Source organism: Streptomyces shenzhenensis (assembly GCF_003688995.1).
In the GTDB taxonomy this organism is placed as follows: Bacteria; Actinomycetota; Actinomycetes; order Streptomycetales; family Streptomycetaceae; genus Streptomyces; species Streptomyces shenzhenensis_A.
Genome location: NZ_PENI01000010.1, coordinates 56,243 through 74,846 on the forward strand (window position 1 = coordinate 56,243; position 18,604 = coordinate 74,846).

An 18,604-nucleotide genomic window follows, 5' to 3' on the forward strand; every position below is an offset into this window, starting at 1 on the left:
CTGACGCCACGGTCGGCCATCGGCCCGGAAAGGGCGCCCCGGACGCGGGGCGCCCCTTCCCCTGTCCGGGGCGGCGGCCCGCTCAGCGCCGGGGCGGCAGCTTCGGACGCGAACGGTCCGGGACCTCGCTGTGGTCGGGCGGCGTCGCCACGGGCCAGGTGTCCAGCAGGTCCAGGACCAGCCGGATCGCCTCGTCCATCTCGACGTGGCGGCCCTCGGCCCAGTCCAGCGGGGTGCGCAGGACCTCCACGTCCGGGGAGACACCGTGGTTCTCCACGGACCAGCCGTACGCGTCGAACCAGGCCGCGTTCATCGGCACCGTGATCACCGTGCCGTCGCCCAGCCGGTGCCGCCCGGTGATGCCGACCACGCCGCCCCAGGTGCGCTGCCCGACCACCGGGCCCAGCTTCAGCAGCCGGATGGCGGCCGTGATCATGTCGCCGTCGGAGGAGGTCGCCTCGTCGGCCAGCGCCACGATCGGGCCGCGCGGCGCGTTCGACGCGTACGACACCGGCTGGGCGTCGCGCGTCAGGTCCCAGCCGAGGATCGTCCGGGTCAGCTTCTCGACGACGAGTTCGCTGATGTGCCCGCCCGCGTTGCCGCGCACGTCCACCAGGAGCGCGGGCCGGGACACCTCCAGGCGCACATCGCGGTTGAACTGGGCCCAGCCGGAGCCGCCCATGTCCGGGATGTGCAGATAGCCGCACCGGCCGCCGCTCAACTCCCGCACCACCTCGCGGCGTTTGGCCACCCAGTCCTGGTAGCGCAGCGGCCGTTCGTCGATCAGCGGGACCACGGCCACCCGCCGCGACCGGCCGTCCGGGCCCGCGGTGGGGCCGGCGAGTTGCGTGAGCTGCTCGCCGGAGGGGCAGTGGGCGAAGGTCAGCTCCACGGTCGTGCCGCCCGCGCCCGCCAGCAGCGGGTACGGGCCCGCCACCGGGTCCACCGGCCGCCCGTCCACATGCGTGAGCACGGCGCCCTCCCGGATGCCGGTGCCGGCCAGCGGCGAGCGCGCCCGGGAGTCGGACGAGTCGCCGGGCAGGATCCGCTGGACCATCCAGTGCCCGTCCCGGCAGACGAAGTTGGCGCCGAGCAGGCCCTGGTAGCGCTGGTAGTGGGGCGGGCCCTCGTTGCGGCGGGCCGGGGTGACATAGGCGTGCGAGGTGCCCAGCTCGCCCAGCACCTCGCGCAGCAGATCCGCGAACTCGTCCGGGGACGTGACGCGTTCGACCAGCGGCCGGTACTGGTCGAGGACCGCGTCCCAGTCGATGCCGCACATCCCCGGGTCCCAGAAGTAGGCCCGGATGAGCCGGCCCGCCTCCTCGAAGGACTGGCGCCACTCGGCGGGCGGGTCGACCTCGTGCAGGATGCGGCGCAGATCGATCCAGACCGTGGTGTCGGCGTCGCCGGACTCGGTGGACGGGACGGCACGCAGCTCGCCCTCGTCGACCACGACCAGCCGGGTGCCGTCGCCGCTGACCGCGAACCAGTCCAGGTGGCCGACGAGTTCGTACTTCTTCGCCTTGGTGATGTGAAAGTACTCCAGGGTCGGGCGTCCGCTGGTGTCGGCCGGGTTGACGAAGGTCTCGCCCAGCGCGCCCGAGATCGGCCAGCGCAGCCAGACCAGGCCGCCGCCCGCCACCGGGTGCAGCGCCGAGTACTTGGAGGCGGCCACCGGGAAGGGGGTGACCCGGCTCTCCAGGCCCTCGACCTCGACGGTCACCGCGTTGCCGTCGCCGGGCTCGTCCTCCAGGGGGTCAAGGCCGCCGGCCGCGGGGCGTCCGTCCGGGTTCAGCGCGAAGGGGGAGGGGGTGGCGGACGACAGCGGCACCAGGTAGGGGCGGCAGCCGAGCGGGAAGGACAGGTCCCCGGTGTGCACGTCGTACACCGGGTCGAAGCCGCGCCAGGACAGGAAGGCCAGATAGCGGCCGTCCCGGGTGAACACCGGGTTCTCGTCCTCGAAGCGGCCGTCGGTGACGTCGACGATCAGCCGGTCCGGCTGTCCGGTCCCGGGCACGCGGGCCATCTTGATCTGCCGCAGCGAGCGTCCGATGCCCGGGTGCGACCAGGTCAGCCAGGTCCCGTCCGGGGCGAACGCGAGGTCCTTCACCGGGCCGTTGATGGACCGGATCAGCTCGGTGACCCCGCGTGTCCCGGACGGCGTCCCGGAGCCGTCCGCGGCGTCCTCGGTGATGTCGACGAGGAGCAGCCGTCCGTCGTGCGCGGCGACGGCGAGGCGTTCGCCCGACGGGTCCGAGACCAGCTCCAGGACCCGGCCGAGGCCGCCGGAGGCCGGCCGGCGCGGCGGCCGGTCGCCGCTGGCCCGGGGCAGCTGGGCGATCTCGATGCCGTCCTCGCCCCCGGCGTCCGTGACGTAGGCGATCTGCCCGGTCGAGCCCAGCATCTCCGGCAGCCGGACCCGGACCCCCGGGGTGTCCGCGATGGTGCGGGCCGGGCCGTCGCGGTGGGTGAGCCAGTACAGGCTGCCGCGCACGACGACGGCGCTGGCCCGTCCCGTCTCGTCGACCGAGACGCCGTCCACGTGCTGGGCGGCCGGGACCTGGTAGCGGCGCCGGCCGGCGCGCGGGCCGGACAGCCGCACGTCGAGCCGGCGCGGCACAGCGTGCGGGGACAGGTCGTCGACGAGCCACAGATCGCCCCCGCACTGGTACACCACCCGCGTCCCGTCGCCGGCGGCGTGCCGGGCGTAGAAGGCGTCGTGGTCGGAGTGGCGGCGCAGGTCGGAGCCGTCGTACGCGCACGAGTAGAGGTTGCCGACGCCCTCGTGGTCGGAGAGGAAGGCGATCCGGCCGGCCACGAACAGGGGGGAGCCCAGATGACCGCCGAGGCCGGCGAGCAGCCGCCGCCCGTGCAGCCACAGCCGGCCCGTGGCGCCGCCCCGGTACCGCTTCCAGGCGGCGGGTTCGTGCGGCGGGGTGCCGGTCAGCAGCAGTGTTCTGCGCTCGTCGTCGAGGTCGGCGACCTGGATGTCGGAGACCGGGCCCCAGGGGAGCTTGCGGCCCGGGTCGCCGTCGGGGGAGACCTTGTAGGCCCAGGTGAAGTAGGAGAAAGGCTGGCCGTGGGAGGCGACCGCGAGGATGTCGGACTCGCCGTCCTCGCCGGGCGGCGTCCACCCGCACACCCGGGTGTCGGCGCTGCCCCAGTACGTCAGCTGCCGTCCCGGTCCGCCGTCGACGTCGGCCAGGTGGATCTCGGGCACCAGGCTGTGCCAGGTCGTGTAGGCGATCCTGCGGCCGTCGGGGGAGAAGCGCGGGTGGCCGATCTTGGTCCGGTCGACGGTGAGCCGCCAGGCGCGGCCGGGGGCGTCGAGGGGGGCCAGCCACAGATCGTCCTCGGCCACGAAACACAGCAGGTCGCCGCTGAGGTGCGGCAGGCGGAGATAGGTCACCTCCCCATGCTTTTCCGGCCCCTGGGACCGGGCAACTTATGCGGAACTGACGGACGTGACCCAACGCACGTACGAAACCGTTTCGTTTCGATGCGAGAGTGCGCTACATTCGTCTCGTACGAAACCGTGTCGTTCGGAGCAGGGAAGGCAGAGGTATGGCTGAGGTCGCAACGACGCGTCGCAGTCGGATCACCCCTGAGCGCGAGGCCGAGTTGTACGAGGCCGTGCTCGAACTGCTCCGGGAAGTCGGCTACGACGCCCTCACCATGGACGCCGTGGCCACCCGCACCCGGTCCAGCAAGGCCACCCTCTACCGCCAGTGGGGCGGCAAGGCCGACCTGGTCGTGAAGGCCATCCGGCACGGCAAGCCGTTCAGCATCGAAGAGATCGACACCGGATCGCTGCGGGGCGATCTGCACGCCATGCTGGCGGCCGAGGACGACTGCACGATGGAGCGGAACTCCGCACTGATGCGGGGCGTCGCCATGGTCATGCACCACAACCCCGACCTGCGCGAGGCGTTCCGCAACCAGCTCCTGGATCCCGAGATGCACGGGCTCCGCGCGGTGCTGCAACGCGCCATCGAACGCGGCGAGGTCCGCCCGGACTGCCCCGCGCTGGAATTCCTCGTGCACATGATGGTCGGCGGCTTCGCCACTCGCGCGCTGCTCGAGGAGCAGCCACCGACCCAGGCATTCCTCACGTCGTACGTCGACGCCGTGGTCCTCCCCGCCCTCGGCGTATCCACCGACTGACCACCTCGCACCTCCCCAGCCCCACCTGACGTCACCGCTCACGTCGTCGGGCCGATCACCCCTGCCCCCACGGGTTGATCATCCCTGCCCTGACCACCCCACGACTGACCGGGAGTACGCCCTCGTGGCCACGTTCCTCTACAAACTGGGCCGGCTCGCCTTCAGGCGACGGCACTTCGTCGCCCTGATCTGGGTGGCGCTGCTGGCGCTGGCGGGTGCCGGCGCGGCAAGCGCCCCCGCCGCCGGCAACACCTCCTTCTCCATCCCAGGTACGGAGGCACAGAAGGCCTTCGACCTGCTGGAACAGCGCTTCCCCGGCATGAGCGCCGACGGCGCGACCGCCCGTGTCGTTTTCAAGGCGCCGAGCGGCGAGAAGATGACCGACAAGGACATCAAGGCCACCGTCGAGAAGACGGTGCAGGAGCTGGAGGACGGCGCCGAGGTCGCCTCCGTCGCCGACCCGTACACCGGGAAAGCCGTCAGCAAGGACGGCACGATCGCCTACGCGTCCGTGAAGTACAAGGTCTCCGGCATGGAGCTGGAGGACTCCTCGCGCGACGCGCTCAACCACGCCGCCGACGGGGCGCGGGACGCCGGACTGACCGTCGAGATCGGCGGTGACGCGCTCAACGCGACACCGGAGACCGGATCCAGCGAGATCATCGGCATCGCGATCGCCGCGGTCGTCCTCGTCATCACCTTCGGCTCCCTGCTCGCGGCCGGACTCCCGCTGCTGACCGCGCTCATCGGCGTGGGCATCGGCGTCTCCACCATCACCGCGCTGGCCAGCGCCCTCGACCTGGGCTCGACCACCTCCATCCTGGCGATGATGATCGGCCTCGCCGTCGGCATCGACTACGCGCTGTTCATCGTCTCCCGCTACCGCGCCGAACTCGCCGAGGGCCGCGAGCGCGAGGAGGCCGCCGGGCGGGCCGTCGGCACCGCCGGCTCCGCGGTGGTCTTCGCGGGCCTCACCGTCGTGATCGCCCTGGTCGGCCTGTCCGTCGTCAACATCCCGATGCTGACGAAGATGGGCATCGCGGCCGCCGGCACGGTCGCCGTCGCGGTCCTGATCGCCCTCACCATGGTCCCGGCGCTGCTCGGGTACGCGGGCCGCCGGGTCAAGCCGGCCGGTGAGAAGAGCAAGCTGCTCGGCGGCCGGCGCAAGGCCGAGCGCCCGCAGTCGGCCGGCCGGCCGAACCTGGGCACCCGCTGGGCGAGCTTCGTCGTGCGCCGCCCGGTCGCCGTCCTGCTGCTGGGCGTCGTCGGCCTCGGCGCCGCGGCCGTCCCGGCCACCTCCCTGGAACTGGGCCTGCCCGACGACGGCTCCCAGCCGACGTCCACGACCCAGCGCCGCGCCTACGACCTGCTCTCCGAGGGCTTCGGGGCCGGCTTCAACGGCCCGCTGATGGTCGTCGTCGACGCACGCGACAGCGCCCGGCCGAAGGCCGCCTTCGACGAGGTCGGCGACCGGATCAAGAGCCTCGGGAACGTCGTCACGGTGACCCCGGCCGCGCCCAACGAGGCCGGCGACACCGCGACCATCACCGTGATCCCGGACTCCAAGCCGTCCTCGACCACCACCGAGGACCTGGTGCACGCGATCCGGGACACCGGCGCCGACATCACCCGGAGCACCGACGCCACGGTGCTGGTCACCGGCTCGACGGCGATGAACATCGACGTCTCGCAGAAGCTGAACGACGCGCTGCTGCCCTATCTGACCCTCGTCGTCGGCCTCGCGTTCCTGCTGCTGATCGTGGTCTTCCGCTCTGTCCTCGTGCCGCTGAAGGCGGCCCTCGGCTTCCTGCTGAGCGTGCTGGCCGCCCTGGGCGCCGTCGTCGCGGTCTTCCAGTGGGGCTGGCTGTCCGGCCTGATGGGCGTCGAGGAGACCGGACCGGTCATGTCGATGATGCCGATCTTCATGGTCGGTGTGGTCTTCGGCCTCGCCATGGACTACGAGGTGTTCCTGGTGACCCGGATGCGGGAGGCGTACGTCCACGGCGAGAACCCGAGCCAGGCCGTGGTCACCGGCTTCCGGTACGGCGCCCGGGTCGTCACGGCCGCGGCCGTGATCATGATCGCCGTCTTCTCCGGCTTCATCGGATCCGGCGAGTCGATGGTGAAGATGATCGGCTTCGGTCTCGCCGTCGCCGTGCTCTTCGACGCCTTCATCGTGCGCATGGCGATCGTGCCGGCGGTGCTCGCCCTGCTCGGCAGGCGGGCCTGGTGGCTGCCCGGCTGGCTGGACCGCCTGCTGCCCAACGTGGACGTCGAGGGCGAGGGCCTGCGCGCCCTGGACGACGACCGGCCCCGGGACGAGGACCGGGAGCTGGTACGCGCCTGACGCGTACCGCCTGACACAGGAGCCGGCCGGTGAGGGACCGTGGGGACGGGGCTGCCCTCACCGGCCTTCTGTGTCCCGGGCGACGCGGGCGGAATCGTCCGCCCGCCGCCCGCCCGTCCCGCTACGGTGCCCCCATGACGACAGCCGCCACCGACGCCGAGGGCTCCGGAGCCCACCCCCGGTTCGCCGCCGCTCTCGACGAGCTGGGCCTCGGGGACCTGCACTCCCGCATCCGGCGCTTCCCGGACGCTACCCGTACCGCGGCCGAGGCCGCCGCAGCGATCGGCTGCGAGCTGAGCCAGATCTGCAAGTCGCTGATCTTCGCAGCGGACGACGTGCCCGTGCTGGTGCTCATGGACGGGGCGTCCCGGGTGGACGTCGAGCGGGTCCGGGCGGAGCTGGGCGCCGGGGCCGTCACCCGGGCCAAGGCCGAGGTCGTACGGGAGACCACCGGGTACGCCATCGGCGGCGTGCCCCCCTTCGGGCACCGGACCCGTACCCGGGTGCTCGCCGACCGCTCGCTGCTCGGGCACGACCTCGTGTGGGCCGCCGCCGGTACCCCGCACACCGTGTTCCCGATGGCCCCCGAGGCGCTGATCGCCCGGGCCGGCGGCACCCTGGTGGATGTACGCGAGCGCACCTCCTGACCGCGCCGGCCGCGAGCGTCGGTCCTCGTCGGCCACTTTCGTCGGGATAGTCGCGATCTGGGCGGAAAAGCCGCCTAAAATCGCCGCGGTGATACCGGTCCGGAGCGCTGCTGTCGCATGTCGCACCGGAGCAGCATCCGGAGCGGGACTCCGCGAGCAGGACACCCGAGATCAGGAGCACGCATGACCGACAACCTCACCGTGAGCGTCCTGGGCACCGGCATCATGGGCGCCGCGATGGCCCGCAACATCGCCCGCGCCGGACACTCCGTCCGCGTCTGGAACCGCACCCGCGACAAGGCGCAGCCGCTGGCCTCCGAGGGGGCGCATGTCGCCGCCGACCCGGCCGAGGCGGTGCACGGGGCCGACGCCGTGCTGACCATGCTGTACGACGGCGACACGGTCCTGGAGGTCATGCGCGAGGCGGCACCCGCGCTGCGCTCCGGCGCCGTCTGGCTGCAGTCGACCACGGCCGGCCTCGACTCCGTCGCCGAACTCGCCGGGTTCGCCCGCGAGCGCGGTCTCGTCTTCTACGACGCCCCCGTCCTCGGCACCCGGCAGCCCGCCGAGTCCGGGCAGCTCACCGTGCTGGCCGCCGGCCCCGAGGAGCACCGCGCGACGGTCGTGCCCGTCTTCGACGCGATCGGCGTGCGGACCGTGTGGACCGGCGAGGACGGGGCCGAGGCCGGCGCGACCCGGCTCAAGCTGGTCGCCAACAGCTGGGTCCTCGCGGTCACCGCGGCCGGCGGCGAGGTCGTCGCCCTCGCCCAGGCGCTCGGCGTCGACCCGCAGAGCTTCTTCGACCTGATCGCCGAGGGACCGCTCGACATGGGGTACCTGCGGGCCAAGGCCGGGATGATCCTCGACGGGCAACTGACCCCGCCGCAGTTCGCGGTGGCCACCGCCGAGAAGGACGCGCGGCTGATCGTGCGGGCGGGGGAGCGCGGCCACGTACGCCTGGACGTCGCCGCCGCCACCGCCGAACGCTTCGCCCGGGCCGCCGCACAGGGCCACGGCGACGAGGACATGGCCGCCGCCTACTTCGCGAGCTTCGACGGGACGCCGGGTACGTCCGAGCAGCCCTAGGGGCGCGCGGCTGGGGCCCGGCGTGACGTCGCGGTGGCTCGGGCGCACTCTGGAATCAGTGGTTCCGGAGGTGGTCCCGATGACACACACCGCAGTGGGATGGCATGTCGAGATGGAGTTCCAGGAGGACGATCAGCACACGCGGGCGGTGGCGCTGGTGCGCTTGCCCGACGGCACGGAGGTGCGGGCGCACGGCCAGGCGAGCCGGCACCGCACCGACACGAATCAGCCGAGGGTGGGCGAGGAAATAGCGGGCGCCCGCGCCCTCAACGAACTGGCGATGCAACTCCTGTCCAAGGCCCACGAAGAAATAGACACAGCATCAGGAAGAACCTCACACCCAATCAACGTATGAACAGCCCCCCCGACAGCGCCCCCGAAGGGGCGCGGGGAACTGCGCGACCAGCCACGACGGCGCGGCAGCCGAAGGACAATGCGTCAGGGCCGCGGCGGTGTGTTGTGGTCATGCGGCATGGCAGCGCCCCCAAAGGGGCGCGGGGAACTGCGCGACCGGCCACGATGGCGCCGCAGCCGAAGACGCGATCAGCCACGACGGTGCCGCAGCCGAAAGGCGAGCAGCACCCCAGCCAAGCCGCCTACTCCCCGGCGAGAGCCGCCCGTACGGCCCGCACCAACGCCTGCGCCCGCGGATCCGCCGTCACGCTCTGCCGGAAGCCGTTCGTCACATAGCCGAAGGCGAGCCCCGAGTCAGGGTCGGCGAAGCCGAGCGCGCCCCCGCGGCCGGGATGTCCGAAGGAGCCGGGCGACAGCAGCGGCGACGCCGCGCCGTGCAGCATGTGCCCGAGACCGAACCGCGTGCCCACGACCAGCACGCGGTCGGGCCCGGCGGACCGCTCGCCGCGGGCCAGCTCGACGGTGCGCGGAGTGAACAGCCGTCGGCCGCCGTCCACTTCGCCGATCAGCGCGGCGTAGAACCGGGCCAGGCCGTCCGCGGTGGCGATGCCGTTGGAGGCGGGCAGGGCGGCGGCGCGGTAGGCGGGGTCGTTCTCGTCGGGCAGCGGGGTGATCGCGGCGAAGGCGCGGCGGGTCAGCGAGCCGGGGTCGGCGTAGGCATCGGCGACGGACCGCTTGGGCCGGGTCCGCAGCCCGCCGGCTGCCTCGGGGGCGTCGACCGGTCCGACCCGGCCCACCCGCGCGGCCTGGCCGTCCGGCAGCCCGAGCCACAGGTCGGCGCCGGCCGGCCCGGCGATCTCGTCGGCCAGCCAGGCACCGACCGGACGGCCCGTGACCCGCCGCGCCAGCTCGCCGGTGAGCCAGCTGTACGTCTGCGCGTGGTAGCCGTGGTCCGTGCCCGGCTCCCACACCGGCGCCTGGGCCGCGACGGCCGCCGCGCCCAGCTCGGGATCGGCCGCCTGCCCAGGGGTGAGCGGGCGGTCCAGCACCGGGACGCCGGCGCGGTGCGCGAGCAGGTGCCACACCAGCGTGCGCTCCTTGCCCGCGGCCTTGAACTCCGGCCAGTACTCGCCCACCGGCGCGTCCAGGTCCAGCTCCCCGCGCTGGTGGAGGAGGAGCAGGACGGCCGCGGCGACGCCCTTCGTCGCGGAGCGCACGATCTGGGCGGTGTCGCGTTCCCAGGGCGCCTGCCCGTCCACGTCCTTGGTGCCGCCCCACAGGTCGACGATCCGGTGCCCGTCCCGGTACACGGCCAGCGCGGCGCCCCGCTCGCCCAGTTGCTCGAAGTTGCGCAGGAACGCCTCCCTGACCGGCTCGAAGCCCTCGGCCACTGTGCCGTTCACGTCCACGCCCGCACTTCCCTTCGGCTCACCTTCGGCTGTGGGTGCAACACCGGCGGCCGGCCTGCGATTCCTTCGGCCGGGCACGGCCGGACGCCGTCACCGGCCGGACGTCGTCACCGACTTCGGGTCGAAGCCGAAGGGCAGCTCCAGGCGGTGGGCCCGCATCAACGCGTCGTCGGACAGGACGTCGCCGGTCGGACCGTCCGCCGCGATCACGCCGTCGCTCAGGATCAGCGAGCGCGGGCACAGCTCCAGCGCGTACGGCAGGTCGTGCGTGACCATCAGGACGGTGACGTCCAGCGCGCGCAGGATGTCGGCGAGTTCCCGCCGGGAGGCCGGGTCGAGGTTGGAGGAGGGCTCGTCGAGCACCAGGATCTCCGGCTCCATCGCCAGCACGGTGGCGACGGCGACCCGGCGCCGCTGGCCGAACGAGAGATGGTGCGGCGGCCGGTCGGCGAAGTCCGCCATGCCCACCTGCTCCAGGGCCGTGCGCACCCGCTCCTGGAGCGCGGCGCCCTTCAGCCCGGCAGCCGCGGGACCGAACGCCACGTCCTCCCGCACGGTCGGCATGAACAGCTGGTCGTCGGGGTCCTGGAAGACGATGCCGACCTTCTGCCGGATCTCGGCCATGTGTTTCCTGCCGACCGGCAGCCCGGCCACGGTCACCGTCCCGGTCCCGCCGCTCAGGATGCCGTTGAGGTGCAGGACGAGGGTGGTCTTGCCGGCGCCGTTCGGGCCGAGCAGCGCGACCCGTTCGCCGCGGCCGACGGCGAAGTCCACGCCGAACAGGGCCTGGTGGCCGTCGGGGTAGGCGAAGGCGAGGCCGGAGACCTCCAGGGACGCGGGGATCGAGTCAGTGCTCACAGGGTCCATCCCAGCAGACAGACGACGAGGGCGGCGCAGGGGAGGGCCAGGGCGTACGACCACTGGGCCCGGGACGCGGTCACCTCGTCGATGACCGGCATCGAACCGGCGTACCCCCGGCTCACCATGGCCAGGTGGACGCGCTCGCCGCGCTCGTAGGAGCGGATGAAGAGCGCACCGGCGGACTTGGCGAGCACGCCCCAGTGGCGCACCCCCCGCGCCTCGAAGCCGCGCGACTCGCGGGCGATCCGCATGCGGCGCATCTCGTCGGTGATGACATCGCCGTAGCGGATCATGAACGATGCGATCTGGACCAGCAGCGGCGGCAGCCTCAGCCGCTGGAGTCCGAGCAGCAGCTCGCGCAGTTCGGTGGTGGCGGCCAGCAGCACCGAGGCGGCGACGCCCAGTGTGCCCTTGGCGAGCACGTTCCAGGCGCCCCACAGGCCGTTGACGCTCAGCGACAGACCGAGGACGTCCACCCGCTCGCCCTCCGCCACGAACGGCATGAGCACCGCGAACGCCACGAACGGCACCTCGATGAGGAGGCGCTTGAGCAGGAAGCCGGCCGGGACCCGGGCGCGGTACGCCACTGCCGCGAGCAGCACGGCGTACAGCCCGAACGCCCACACGGCCTCGCGCGGTGTGGAGACCACGACCACCACGAAGGCGAAGGCGGCGGCGAGCTTGGTGTGCGGTGGCAGCGCGTGCACGGGCGAGTGCCCGTGCCGGTACAGCCGATGGGCGTGCCCGGCCCCCATGTCAGATCTCCGTGCCCGTGGGGGAGACGTCCTGGGTGCGGCGCCTGCGTACCGCCCAGAAGATCGCGCTGCCCGCGACGACCGTGACGCCGACGCCGATCACGCCCGCGAGACCGCCGGAGAGCCGGGCGTCGGAGACGTCCTTGACGCCGTAGTCGGCGAGCGGCGAGTCGGCCGAGGCGTGGTCCTCGGTCTTCCGGTCGATGCCGTGGTCGTGGGCGACCTTCTCCAGGCCGTCCGGGTTGGCGGACGCGTAGAAGCTGACGAACCCGGCGAGCACGAGGGAGGTGACCAGGCCGGTGATCCACAGGGTGCGGCGCGAGGTCCGGGCGGCGGCCGGGGCCGCCGCCGCCGGGGCGTCGACCAGCTCGCCGTGCACGCGCAGCTTGAGCTCCTGGCGCAGGCCCCGGGCGCCGTGCACGAGGTCCGGCCGTACGGCGACGACGGCGCCGACCGTGAGCGCGGTGATCGCGGCCTCGCCGATGCCGATCAGCACATGGACGCCGATCATCGCGGTGGCGACCTTGCCGAGGGCCACGTCGGTGGTGCCGCCGACCGCGTAGATCAGGGTGAAGGCGACGGCGGCGGCCGGCACCGAAACCAGCGCGGCGACGAAGGAGGCGACGGTGACCGAGCGCCGCCCGCGCGGCAGCACCGCGAGCAGGCCGCGGAAGACGGCGTACGACACCACGGTCGTCACGATCGCCATGTCGGTGATGTTCACGCCGAGCGCAGTCAGGCCGCCGTCGGCGAACAGGATGCCCTGCATGAGCAGGACGACGGAGACGCAGAGCACTCCGGTGTAGGGGCCGACGAGTATCGCGGCGAGGGCGCCGCCGAGCAGATGGCCGCTGGTCCCGGCGGCGACCGGGAAGTTCAGCATCTGCACCGCGAAGATGAACGCCGCCACGAGACCGGCCAGCGGCGCGGTCCGCTCGTCCAGCTCACGCCGCGCGCCGCGCAGGCTCACGGCGATGGCGCCGGCGGCGACCACTCCGGTGACGGCGGAGGTGGGGGCGTCGATGAATCCGTCAGGAACATGCACGCGCCGATTCTAGGCACTTATTGCGAACGTCTTGCAAGAGCGAGGTTGTCGTTTATTGCACACGTGAGATCTCTCAGCTCTCAATGAGCACATTCTTGGAAATATGCGACATTGGAAAGGAGGTGTACGCGCGCAGTAGCGCAGGACCAATATCGGTGACACAGCGTTAGGGGCTCTCTGATGTCCGTAGTCGAACAGTACGCACGAGCCCATGTCGTCACGGACGAGGACACCCGCGAGGATGCCCCCGCCGTCCCCGTCGTCCTGCGCTACGACCCCGAGGTGGATCCACGGTCGGTGCGCATCGGTCTGCCCGACCCGTTGCCCGGACCGCACGAGTGGACGTTCTCACGCGCGCTGCTCGAACAGGGACTGCGGGCACCCGCCGAGAGCGGAGACGTCCGGGTGTGGCCCTGCGGCCGCGTCCAGGCCGTCGTGGAGTTCCACTCCGCGCACGGGGTCTCCGTGGTGCAGTTCGAGTCGAAGGCCCTGCTGCGGTTCCTGCGGCGCACCTATATGGCCGGCGAACCCGTGCCGCGCTGACCACTCGGCCCCGGACTCCGTCCCAACGCTGTCCTCAGCCGCCCGTCTTCAGCAGCGCCGCCACGATCGGGCCCGCCGTGTCACCGCCGTGGCCGCCCGCCTGGACGACGCCCGCGGCCGCCAGATCCCCGCGGTACGCCGTGAACCAGCCGTTGGCCTTCTTCTGCCCGTCGACCTCCGCCGAACCCGTCTTGGCGCCGTAGTCGGGGCCGAGACCGGACATCGCCTGCGCCGCCGTGCCGTACGCGGCGGTGTACTGCATCAGCTCACGCAGCTGGGAGAGGGTGCCCGCGGACATCGTGCGGGACGCGGTGGCCAGCGTGCGGTTGTCGACCGACGGGGAGACCAGGTACGGCTGGTGGAAGACGCCCGCCTTCACCGTCGCGGCGACGGACGCCATGTTGAGCGGGTTCATGCGCACCCCGCCCTGGCCGATCAGCGAGGCCGCCATCTGCGCCGCCGACTGCACCGGCACCGAGCCGTCGAAGGTCGGGACGCCGATCGCCCAGTCGTTCCGGGACAGACCGAAGACCTGCTGGGCCTGCTTCGTCAGGTCGTCGTCCGTCAGCTCGCCCGCCTGGCTGATGAAGGCCGTGTTGCAGGAGCGCGCGAAGCTCGCCTTGAACGTGCCGCCCTTGATCTGGAAATCGTCGTCGTTGTGGAACTTCCAGCCGCCGTACGTGAACGTCTTGGGGCAGGGGTGGGACTTGTTCGCGGAGGCCAGGTCCTTCTCGATGAGCAGCGACGACGTGATGACCTTCATCGTGGAACCGGGGGCCAGCGAACCCTGGAGCGCCGTGTTGAAGCCGCGGCTGGTGTTGGCCACCGCGAGGATCTCACCGGTCGAGGGCCGCATCACCAAGACCGAGGCGCGCTCCGACTCGGCGACCTGCTCCTCGGCCGCGGCCTGCAGGCTCGCGCTCAGCGTCGTCCTCACCGTGCCCGGCGTGCCCTTGCCCAGTTCCAGCAGCGTCTTGTCGGACAGCTTCGCCTTCTGCGACTCCTTGCCGCGGACCACGCGCAGTTCGACGCCCGCCTTGCCGCCCGCCAGCTTGCCGTACTTCGCGCGCAGCCCGTCCAGCACCGTGCCGAGCGACGGGTACGCGGCCGTGGTCAGCTTCCCGCCGTCGCGGTCCAGCGCCGTCACCGGCGGTGTGCCGGCCTCGCCGGTGACCAGCTTGTCGCCGTCCTTCAGATCGGGGTGCAGCACGGCGGCGTGCCAGCCGATCACCGGCTCGCCGTCGGACGTGCCGCGCACCACCGTGAGCGCGCTGTCGTACGCCAGCGGCTTGCTGACGCCCTTGTAGGTCACCGTGGCCCGCACGGCGAACGGGACCTCGGCGCCGGTGCCGGTGCCGGGGGTGATCTTGACGTCCTTGATGTGGGCGTCCTTGGTGTAGCCGGTGAGCAGCGCGGTGGCGGCGCTCGCGTCGTCCGTGGCGGCCGCGGCCCGCGTGACCTCGCCCCGCTGCCAGGCCGTGAGGAAGCTCGTGGCGGCGGTCCGCACCTCGGCCGCGGTCAGCGGTCCGGTCTTCACCGCCTTGCGGCCCGCCGACGCCGGCCCCGTCCCGTCCTCGGCCGCCGCGCCGCCGCCGTAGAGCGCGTAGACGGCGACCCCGGCGCCGATGACGACGACGGCGCTCATCCCGCCGAGCACGGCGGGTCGGGTCTTCCGTCGCTCGGCGACGCGCCTTCTCTTGCCCACAGCCTCAGTTCCTCCGCGAATTCCCCAGGGTCCCCGTCGCCCTCGTTGCCCCCATGCACCTCAACGACGGCTACCACCCTAGAGTCCCGTCCTGTACGGGTGACTTCAGCCACCTGTCCGTAGCACAGCTGCGACAATCGGTCCGGCCGCGTCGGTGCCGTGGCCGGCGTCCTGGGCCATCGCCGCCGCCGCGATGTCGTTCCGGTACCCGGTGAACCAGCTGTTGGACCTGGTCTGTCCGTCGACCTCCGCCGAGCCGGTCTTCGCGCCGATGCTGCCGCCCAGACCGGCCATCACCCCGGCCGCGGTGCCGCTGGTCGCGGTGCGGTACATCATCGCCCGCAGCTGCTGGACCGTGCCCGCGGGCAGCCCCTGCGCGCGGGCCGGTTCGCGGCCGTCGAGGGCGAGCGGCACGACGACCGGCTGACGGAACGTGCCGGTCATCGCGGTCGCCGTCACCGACGCCAGGTTCAGCGGGCTCATCTGGACCTGGCCCTGTCCGATGAGGGCGGCCGCCATGTCCGGGCCGCCGGTGGCCGGCACGGAGCCGTCGAAGGACGGGATGCCGGTCTGCCAGTCGTCCCGGCCGAGGCCGAAACGGTCCTCGGCCTCCTGGGTCAGCGAGTCGGTCTTCAGGTCGTCGGTGTACTTGATGAACGCCGTGTTGCAGGAGCGGGCGAAGCTCTCCGAGAGCGTCGCGTTCTGGTTCGGGGCCAGGCTCTTGAGGTTGCGGAAGGTCTGGCCCTCCCACATCGCGTCCGGGGTGCAGGGCGCGGGCCCGTTCGCCGTGGTGATCCCGTTGTCGATGAGCGTGGCCGCGCTGATGATCTTCATGGTGGAGCCGGGGGCCAGCTTGCCGAGGAAGGCCGCGTTGAAGCCGTCCTCGCGGTGGTTGGCGACCGCCAGCACCTCGCCGGTGCTCGGCCGCACCGCCGCCACCGACGACTCCGGGTACTTCCGCACCGCCGTCTCGGCCGCGGCCTGCGCGCTCGCGCTCAGCGTCGTCCGCAGCCGGCCCGCCCGGCCCTCGGCGAGGGTGAGCAGCGGGGTGTCGGCGGCGTCCTCGGCCTCGTGCCGGATCGCCAGTTCCACTCCGGGGCTGCCGCCCGCCTTGGCGCCGTACTTGTCACGCAGCTCGTCCAGGATGGGGCCCAGGGACGGGTAGGCGTCCTTCGTCAGCACCTTGCCGTTGCGGTCCACCGCCTCGACCGGCGGGCTCGCGGACTCACCGGTCACCAGTGTGTCGCCGGGCCGCAGCTCGGGGTGGACGAGGGAGGGCTGCCAGTCGACGAGCGCGCGGTGCGTGGTCCGGCCCCGCACGATCGTCAACTCGCTCTTGTAGGCGAGCGGTTCGGACTTCCCGTCGTAGGACACCGTCGCCTTGACCGTGAACGGCACGGTGGCGCCGGTCGCCGCGCCGGGCGTGATCCGCACGCCGGTGATGTGCGCGTCCTGCGCGTACGCCGTCAGCAGCGGCTCGGCGTCCGCCGCGTTGTCCGTGTACGAGGCCGCCGTCACCCCGCTGCCCTTCTCCCAGGCGGCGAAGAACTTCCGCGTGGTCTCCCGCACTTCGGCGGCGGTGGGCGGCCCGGTCCGCACGGGTGTGGGACCACCGCCCGACTCCCCGCCGCCGTTCACGGCGGACACGATGTTGTACGTCCCGTACCCGGCCCCTCCCACCAGCACGGCGAACGCACCGCCGACGACAGCGGCCTTGACCCCCTTGCGCATCCTGCCGAACCCCTCCCCCTGCCCCCGTGACAGTCCCCCGCACTGTAGGCGGGGCCGCGGTGCGAAGGTGAGGGATGTTGTCGGATGGTGTCCTAACGGAGACGGGGTCACCACCCGCCGAGCGCGCCTAGACCCATGTATCCAGCCACATCCGCGACCGCCAGTTGTCGATCGGGATCGCCGTGCCCGTGTACAGGGGCCAGAAATAGATGAAGTTCCAGGCGATCAGGAGGACCAGGACGCCCGCGCCCGAGGCGCCGATCACCCGGCGGGTGTCGGTGGAACCGCGTGGGCCGATGATCGCGCCGATCAGCATCGCCACCGCCAGGCACAGGAACGGCAGGAAGACGATGGCGTAGAAGAAGAAGATCGTGCGCTCCTGGTACATGAACCAGGGCAGATAGCCGGCGGCGATGGCGCAGGCGATGGCGCCCGCGCGCCAGTCGCGGCGGAACAGCCAGCGCCACAGGACGTACAGGAGGGCGAAGCAGGCCGCCCACCACAGCAGCGGCGTGCCGAGCGCCAGGACCTCGCGGGCGCACTTCTGGCCCGCGTCGGCCGGGCAGCCGTCCGTGCCGGCGGTGGGGGACTCGTAGAAGTACGAGACCGGGCGGCCCAGCACGAGCCAGCTCCAGGGGTTGGACTGGTAGGTGTGCGGCGACGACAGGCCGACGTGGAACTCGTACACCTCGTGTTCGTAGTGCCACAGGCTGCGCAGCCAGTCCGGCAGGAAGGTCCAGTGGCCGCCCTTGCCGTCGGTCGCCGCCCAGTTGCGGAAGTAGCCGCCCGAGCCGTCGGCGGGGGAGCGGATCCAGCCGATCCAGGAGACCAGGTACACGGCGACCGCCACCGGCACCGTGGCCAGAAACGTGATGCCCGTGTCGTACTTGAGCACCGCCATGTAGGGGTGCCGCGCCCCGGCCACCTTGCGGGCGCCGACGTCCCACAGCACCGCAAGCACACAGAACGCGGCGAGGATGTAGAGGCCGTTCCACTTGGTGCCGAAGGCCAGCCCGAGCATCAGGCCGGCCGCCCAGCGCCAGGGGCGCAGGCCGAGGCGGAGCGTGTCGGCGGTGTGCGCGTCCGGGCGGACGCGGCCGTCGGCGTCGGCGGGCAGCGCTGCGGCGAGCCGCGCCCGCGACCGGTCCCGGTCGACGACCAGACAGCCGAAGGCCGCGAGGACGAAGAACATCAGCACGCCGTCCAGCAGCGCGGTGCGGCTCATCACGAAGTGCAGGCCGTCCACCGCCATCAGCGCGCCCGCCAGACAGCCGAGGAAGGTCGAGCGGAAGATCCGGCGGCCGATGCGGCACAGCAGCAGCACGCTCAGCGTGCCCAGCAGGGCCGTCATGAACCGCCAGCCGAACGGGTCGAACCCGAAGATCAGCTCGCCCAGCCCGATGACGTACTTGCCCACCGGCGGGTGCACGACGTACGCCGCGTCCGTGGGGATGGTCAGATGCCCGCCCGACTGCAGGACCAGGTCGTTGGCGTTCTTGTCCCAGTTGACCTCGAAACCGCGGTGGACGAGCGCCCAGGCGTCCTTGGCGTAGTACGTCTCGTCGAATATCACCGCCTTCGGGCTGCCCAGGTTCCAGAACCGCATCGCGCCCGCCATCAGCGTCACCAGCAGCGGGCCGACCCAGCCCGACCAGCGGGTGATCCGCTCGGCCAGGGCCGGCGGCACGCCCAGGGCGAGCCAGAGGCGCGGACTGGGCTCGGCGTACGGCGGCACCAGGCGGTCGCGGACGTCGCCGGCGCCACCGGCCGCGGCCGGGCCCGCCGGATAGCCGAAGCGGCGCAGCCGCTGCAGCCACGACGGACGCTGGTCGTGCGGAGCCTGGCCCTGCCGGGTGTCCATGGAGGACGCGGTACTGGTCACCGCGCCATCGTAGGGAACCCTTCTGTGCGAGTCCCGCGCATGGCCGCTACGGGGCCGGATGCGCCCCCTTCCGTC

14 protein-coding genes are annotated in these 18,604 nt (G+C 72.4%); 6 read left to right on the forward strand and 8 right to left on the reverse strand.

The window, feature by feature from the left end; translation table 11 throughout:
- Nucleotides 1-82: 82 nt before the first annotated feature.
- Nucleotides 83-3,409, reverse strand: a complete 3,327-nt coding sequence (locus CTZ28_RS17705; protein WP_121890391.1) for a S41 family peptidase — start codon at nucleotides 3,407-3,409, stop codon at nucleotides 83-85.
- Nucleotides 3,410-3,564: 155 nt separating this feature from the next.
- Here CTZ28_RS17705 and CTZ28_RS17710 point away from each other — a divergent pair, with 155 nt between their 5' ends.
- The 5 genes from CTZ28_RS17710 (at nucleotide 3,565) to CTZ28_RS17730 (ending at nucleotide 8,599) form a co-directional block, all read left to right on the forward strand.
- A complete protein-coding gene (locus CTZ28_RS17710; RefSeq protein WP_121890392.1) occupies nucleotides 3,565-4,164 on the forward strand; it encodes a TetR/AcrR family transcriptional regulator in 600 nt (199 codons plus the stop codon).
- Between the two features lie 124 nt (nucleotides 4,165-4,288).
- The gene (locus tag CTZ28_RS17715) at nucleotides 4,289-6,511 is read left to right on the forward strand and encodes an MMPL family transporter (protein WP_121890393.1); all 2,223 of its coding nucleotides are present in this window, start codon (nucleotides 4,289-4,291) and stop codon (nucleotides 6,509-6,511) included.
- Between the two features lie 134 nt (nucleotides 6,512-6,645).
- The gene (locus CTZ28_RS17720; RefSeq protein ID WP_121890394.1) at nucleotides 6,646-7,158 is read left to right on the forward strand and encodes a YbaK/EbsC family protein; all 513 of its coding nucleotides are present in this window, start codon (nucleotides 6,646-6,648) and stop codon (nucleotides 7,156-7,158) included.
- A 183-nt stretch (nucleotides 7,159-7,341) separates the two neighbouring features.
- Complete coding sequence (locus tag CTZ28_RS17725; protein ID WP_121890395.1) at nucleotides 7,342-8,244, forward strand: NAD(P)-dependent oxidoreductase; 903 nt, start codon at nucleotides 7,342-7,344, stop codon at nucleotides 8,242-8,244.
- Between the two features lie 79 nt (nucleotides 8,245-8,323).
- On the forward strand, nucleotides 8,324-8,599 hold the full coding sequence (locus CTZ28_RS17730) for a DUF1876 domain-containing protein (protein WP_121890396.1): 276 nt from the start codon (nucleotides 8,324-8,326) through the stop codon (nucleotides 8,597-8,599).
- 241 nt (nucleotides 8,600-8,840) lie between these two features.
- Here the strand turns inward: CTZ28_RS17730 and CTZ28_RS17735 are convergent, their stop codons facing one another.
- From CTZ28_RS17735 to CTZ28_RS17750, 4 genes are all read right to left on the reverse strand, one after another.
- Nucleotides 8,841-10,007, reverse strand: a complete 1,167-nt coding sequence (locus CTZ28_RS17735; protein WP_121890397.1) for a serine hydrolase domain-containing protein — start codon at nucleotides 10,005-10,007, stop codon at nucleotides 8,841-8,843.
- Nucleotides 10,008-10,097: 90 nt separating this feature from the next.
- Entirely contained in the window at nucleotides 10,098-10,874 is a 777-nt protein-coding gene (locus CTZ28_RS17740; protein WP_121890398.1) for an energy-coupling factor ABC transporter ATP-binding protein, read from the reverse strand.
- Entirely contained in the window at nucleotides 10,862-11,623 is a 762-nt protein-coding gene (gene cbiQ, locus CTZ28_RS17745; protein ID WP_121890399.1) for a cobalt ECF transporter T component CbiQ, read from the reverse strand. The genes CTZ28_RS17740 and cbiQ overlap by 13 nt, the downstream gene beginning before the upstream one ends.
- A gap of 1 nt (nucleotide 11,624) precedes the next feature.
- Nucleotides 11,625-12,668, reverse strand: coding sequence for an energy-coupling factor ABC transporter permease (locus CTZ28_RS17750; RefSeq protein WP_121890400.1), 1,044 nt, complete (start codon nucleotides 12,666-12,668; stop codon nucleotides 11,625-11,627).
- Nucleotides 12,669-12,848: 180 nt separating this feature from the next.
- Between CTZ28_RS17750 and CTZ28_RS17755 the strand changes: the two genes are divergently transcribed.
- Nucleotides 12,849-13,211, forward strand: a complete 363-nt coding sequence (locus CTZ28_RS17755) for an SsgA family sporulation/cell division regulator (RefSeq protein WP_121890401.1) — start codon at nucleotides 12,849-12,851, stop codon at nucleotides 13,209-13,211.
- 34 nt (nucleotides 13,212-13,245) lie between these two features.
- Here CTZ28_RS17755 and CTZ28_RS17760 read toward each other — a convergent pair whose 3' ends face one another.
- The 3 genes from CTZ28_RS17760 to CTZ28_RS17770 form a co-directional block, all read right to left on the reverse strand.
- Nucleotides 13,246-14,916: a penicillin-binding transpeptidase domain-containing protein gene (locus CTZ28_RS17760; RefSeq protein ID WP_121890402.1), complete on the reverse strand. Its 1,671-nt coding sequence runs from the start codon at nucleotides 14,914-14,916 to the stop codon at nucleotides 13,246-13,248.
- A gap of 105 nt (nucleotides 14,917-15,021) precedes the next feature.
- Nucleotides 15,022-16,647 carry a penicillin-binding transpeptidase domain-containing protein gene (locus CTZ28_RS17765; RefSeq protein WP_121890403.1) on the reverse strand — a complete coding sequence of 542 codons (1,626 nt, stop codon included), beginning with the start codon at nucleotides 16,645-16,647 and terminating at the stop codon, nucleotides 15,022-15,024.
- A gap of 127 nt (nucleotides 16,648-16,774) precedes the next feature.
- Nucleotides 16,775-18,529, reverse strand: coding sequence for a dolichyl-phosphate-mannose--protein mannosyltransferase (locus tag CTZ28_RS17770; protein WP_183154447.1), 1,755 nt, complete (start codon nucleotides 18,527-18,529; stop codon nucleotides 16,775-16,777).
- Nucleotides 18,530-18,604 lie beyond the last annotated feature (75 nt).

Excerpts from the sequence above, each read along its gene's own strand:
- CTZ28_RS17710 (WP_121890392.1), top strand. The coding sequence starts at position 3,565 with ATGGCTGAGGTCGCAACGACGCGTCGCAGTCGGATCACCCCTGAGCGC.
- CTZ28_RS17720 (WP_121890394.1), top strand. The coding sequence starts at position 6,646 with ATGACGACAGCCGCCACCGACGCCGAGGGCTCCGGAGCCCACCCCCGG.
- CTZ28_RS17725 (WP_121890395.1), top strand. The coding sequence starts at position 7,342 with ATGACCGACAACCTCACCGTGAGCGTCCTGGGCACCGGCATCATGGGC.
- CTZ28_RS17730 (WP_121890396.1), top strand. The coding sequence starts at position 8,324 with ATGACACACACCGCAGTGGGATGGCATGTCGAGATGGAGTTCCAGGAG.
- CTZ28_RS17740 (WP_121890398.1), bottom strand. The coding sequence starts at position 10,874 with ATGGACCCTGTGAGCACTGACTCGATCCCCGCGTCCCTGGAGGTCTCC.
- cbiQ (WP_121890399.1), bottom strand. The coding sequence starts at position 11,623 with ATGGGGGCCGGGCACGCCCATCGGCTGTACCGGCACGGGCACTCGCCC.
- CTZ28_RS17755 (WP_121890401.1), top strand. The coding sequence starts at position 12,849 with ATGTCCGTAGTCGAACAGTACGCACGAGCCCATGTCGTCACGGACGAG.
- CTZ28_RS17765 (WP_121890403.1), bottom strand. The coding sequence starts at position 16,647 with ATGCGCAAGGGGGTCAAGGCCGCTGTCGTCGGCGGTGCGTTCGCCGTG.